Origin of the sequence: Synechococcus sp. R55.7, assembly GCF_047461955.1 — a bacterium.
Lineage (GTDB): Bacteria > Cyanobacteriota > Cyanobacteriia > Thermostichales > Thermostichaceae > Thermostichus.
Map to the genome: position 1 here is coordinate 10793 of NZ_JANSIC010000037.1, position 3575 is coordinate 14367.

The 3575-nt window shown below is 60.4% G+C and carries 5 protein-coding genes; 4 read left to right on the forward strand and 1 reads right to left on the reverse strand.

From position 1 onward, the window contains the following. Nucleotides 1–162 precede the first annotated feature (162 nt). The 3 genes from NW820_RS03350 to NW820_RS03360 all read left to right on the forward strand — a co-directional run bounded on the left by NW820_RS03350 (nt 163) and on the right by NW820_RS03360 (nt 1470). On the forward strand, nt 163–498 hold the full coding sequence (locus NW820_RS03350) for a Uma2 family endonuclease (RefSeq protein WP_414406671.1): 336 nt from the start codon (nt 163–165) through the stop codon (nt 496–498). Beyond that, a complete protein-coding gene (locus NW820_RS03355; RefSeq protein WP_011432257.1) occupies nt 446–1057 on the forward strand; it encodes an ATP-dependent Clp protease proteolytic subunit in 612 nt (203 codons plus the stop codon). The genes NW820_RS03350 and NW820_RS03355 overlap by 53 nt, the downstream gene beginning before the upstream one ends. A gap of 107 nt (nt 1058–1164) precedes the next feature. Next, a complete protein-coding gene (locus NW820_RS03360) occupies nt 1165–1470 on the forward strand; it encodes a hypothetical protein (RefSeq protein WP_414328714.1) in 306 nt (101 codons plus the stop codon). 14 nt (nt 1471–1484) lie between these two features. Here NW820_RS03360 and NW820_RS03365 read toward each other — a convergent pair whose 3' ends face one another. After that, nucleotides 1485–2096, reverse strand: coding sequence for a chromophore lyase CpcT/CpeT (locus tag NW820_RS03365; RefSeq protein WP_414400142.1), 612 nt, complete (start codon nt 2094–2096; stop codon nt 1485–1487). A gap of 8 nt (nt 2097–2104) precedes the next feature. On the opposite strand from NW820_RS03365, the gene NW820_RS03370 reads away from it, so the two are divergent. Continuing rightward, nucleotides 2105–3499: a malic enzyme-like NAD(P)-binding protein gene (locus NW820_RS03370; protein WP_414350856.1), complete on the forward strand. Its 1395-nt coding sequence runs from the start codon at nt 2105–2107 to the stop codon at nt 3497–3499. Nucleotides 3500–3575: the final 76 nt, after the last annotated feature.

The following is a 3575-nucleotide window of genomic DNA, read 5'->3' on the forward strand; positions in this document are numbered from 1 at the left end:
TTGCGGAATTGCCCAAGTTTTTGCCCATCCAACGCCTGAGCTTGGGCCAAGTTGAGGTCGAAGTGCCCGCAGCCAAGGCTCGGTTGCGCAATCCAGAGGTGATGGCTTTGCATCCCGCTATGTGAGCTTGCTGGGAAACGGTTGCGGAATCCTTGCCTGCACATGCCCCTGCCGCTGTTGGTGGTGGAAGTCGTTTCCCCCGGAGTAGACAATGAAAAACACGATGATCAAGACAAGCGCAAAGATTACGCTGCCCGTGGGATCCCAGTGGATCCAGCCAAGCAGTCCGTTTCCGCGGTGCGCTGGGTTGGCGGAGAATACGAAGGCGAGGTCAAAACTGGATCTGGACGCATTGTTTCCTCGGTTTTGCCCCAGCTGGATTTGAGCGCGGAAGATATCTTACAAGCGCGTCGTTCTGTGTTTCATACTTTGCCAGGAGAAACTTATGCCGATTGGAGTGCCTCGGGTTCCCTACCGTTTGCCCGGCGAGCCCTATAGCCAGTGGATTAGCCTTGACGATCGCCTGTACCAAGAGCGGATTTTGTTTATCGGCGAGCCCATTGACGATAGCTTGGCCAATACCATCGTGGGGGTGATGCTCTACCTCAACTCGCAGGATCCGCAAAAGGACATTGTGATGTACATCAATTCTCCCGGTGGCTCTGTGACGGCGGGCATGGCCATCTACGACACCATGAACCACATCAAGCCAGATATCGTTACGGTTTGCGTGGGCCAAGCAGCTTCAATGGGAGCCTTTTTGTTGGCTGCTGGCACCAAGGGCAAGCGGTTTGCCCTGCCCCACTCCCGCATCATGCTGCACCAGCCTTCGCTGGGCACGATCCAAGGCCAAGCCAGCGACATTGAAATTCGCGCCCGCGAAACTCTGCGAGTCAAACGACGCATGAACGAGATCTTGGCGCAAACCACCGGCCAACCGCTGGAGAAAATCGAGCGGGATGTGGAGCGAGACTTTTACCTCTCGGCCACGGAAGCTCAGGCTTACGGCATCGTGGATCGGGTGATCCAAGAGCGCTCGGAAGCCATGGCCAGCTAAAGGGATCCCCCCCTTTCCCCCAGCAACAGGTCGAGGGGTTGGGAAAGGTTGGGAGGGATCCCTTCAAGGGGTGGAGTTCAGTGGACAACGCTAGGAGAACCGGTCGGATGGGCCAACGGCTCTGGAGTGCAGGACTGGGCTGCTGCGCGGGTCTGCTGCTGCTTTGGCCGGAAGCTTGGGCACTGCCCCCTGCCGATGAGATCCCTGAAGAGGTGCTGCGGGCGCAGCCAGATTTGCGGGCTCGCTCTCCGGTCGATAATCAGCCCCTCGCCGCCGCCGAGGCTCTGGAACTCCAGGAAGCCTTGGCAGCTCGGCCCGAAACCGGATCCGTCTCCCCCGAGGTGGAACGGCTGATCTTTTTGCTCAGGCTGCGCAAAGGATTTCGAGATCTGTTGCCTTTTTTGTTCCCCTGACTGTTTTCTGGCCCTCACCCCCTGTCCCTCTCTCCCCAAGGGCGAGGGGAAGAGGCCGGTGGGATCCCTTTTTGGTAACGGTAGGGTCCGGCGCGGGATCCCCAGGTTTGTTGGCCAGTGGCGGCGTCAAAGCCCCGATCCCAGGTGATGAATTCGCTGGGGGTGAGGTCGAACTCGATGTGGATATAGGTGCTATCCCCGGGGTTCAGACGACATTCTCCACCTGGCAGCATTTCGCCGTGGTAGCAGTCTGGGCGCTTTTCCACCAAAATGCGACAACCGGGCAAATGCTCCAGGTCGGCCAAGGAGAGCTGCGCCAAGCGCTGCGGATCCTGAGAGGCACCTGCCCAAGCTGCTTGATCCCGCAATTTGTAGTTCTCGATCCGCAAGGGATCCCCCAATACCTGGAGCACCCGGCTGCGATAAAACTGGCCCGGCGTGTGCTGGTTAAATTGCTCGGTAAAAAAGCCGATCCCCTCCGAGAACAGGTGGGGAAGGCGCACGTACCAAAGGCTGACCGGCACAAACCACACCGGCTCTGCCATCGCCTGGGTGCGGTTGCTGTAGTAGCCCTCCAGCCAGTTGGCCAGGGTGTGCAAGTCGGAAGCGGATTTTTCGTCTACCATAGGGAGCTATGACAAAACTTACCCCCAGCTCTAGCTATAGCATTGCCCTGCGCATTCGCCTGCTCAACCAGCCGGGAGCCCTAGCCCGCGTCACCCAGGCCATTGCGGAGGTGGGAGGCAGCCTCAGCCAGATCGATCTCATCCACCAATCGGCAGCAGAAACGGTGCGAGAAATCTGTGTAGATGCCGTCAGCAGCGAGCATGCTCAGCAAATTTACGCCGCCGTTGCCTCCTTGGCCAATGTGAAGGTGGAGCGGGCGGTGGACCGCACCTTTGAGCTGCACCGCGGGGGAAAACTGCAAGTGGTGGCCAAAAGCCCCCTGGAGAGCGCCGCCGATCTGGCCATGGCCTACACGCCGGGGGTGGGGCGGGTTTCCCTAGAAATTGCTGCCAACCCCGCCGCGGTCTATGAGTACACCATCAAGGGCAACAGTGTAGGCATTGTAACCGATGGCAGTGCGGTGCTGGGCTTGGGGAATGTCGGCCCGGAGGCAGCTTTGCCGGTGATGGAGGGGAAGGCGGCGCTGTTCAAGCGCTTTGCCGATATCGATGCCTTTCCTCTGTGCCTGGCCACTCAGGAGGTGGGGGAAATTGTAGAGACGGTGGTGCGCCTGGCGCCGGGATTTGGCGGCTTTAACCTGGAAGACATCAGCGCCCCTCGCTGCTTTGCCATTGAGTCTCAGCTCAAGGCCCGCCTCAACCTGCCGGTGTTTCACGACGATCAGCACGGCACCGCCATTGTGGTGCTGGCGGCGCTGCTGAATGCCCTGAAAGTGGTGAAAAAGAGCCTAGACGAGGTGCGCATTGTCCTCAACGGGGCCGGGGCAGCCGGCATTGCCGTGACGCAACTGCTGCGGCGGGCCGGGGCAGCCCACATCCTGGTCTGCGACCGCCAAGGGATCCTCAGCCGCTCCCGTTCCGATCTCACCCCCGAGAAGGCGGCCATTGCCGTCGAGGAGAAGGGATCCCTGGCGGAAGCCTTGGTGGGAGCGGATGTGTTTATTGGGGTGAGCGTGGCCAATGCCCTGACAGTGGAGATGGTAGAAAAAATGGCACCGGATCCCATCGTCTTTGCCCTGGCCAACCCGGTGCCCGAGATCCAGCCGGAGCTGGTGGGCAATCGGGTGGCAGTGATGGCCACGGGCCGCAGCGACTACCCCAACCAAATCAACAACGTGCTGGCCTTTCCGGGCGTGTTTCGCGGCGCCCTCGACTGCCGCGCCAAGCAGATCAACACCGAGATGTGCCTGGCTGCCGCTCAAGCCATTGCTGCCTTGATCCCTGCCGAAGAGTTGGATCCCCAGTGGATCATCCCCTCGGTCTTCGACGGGCGGGTGGTTCCTCAGGTGGCCGCTGCGGTAATCCAGGCTGCCCGCCAAACCGGCGTGGCCGGGATCCCTTGAGGGCTACCTAGGGCACCAGGTGACAAGCCACAAAATGCCCCGCGCTCACCTCGCGAAAGGCCGGGGGTGGATCTTG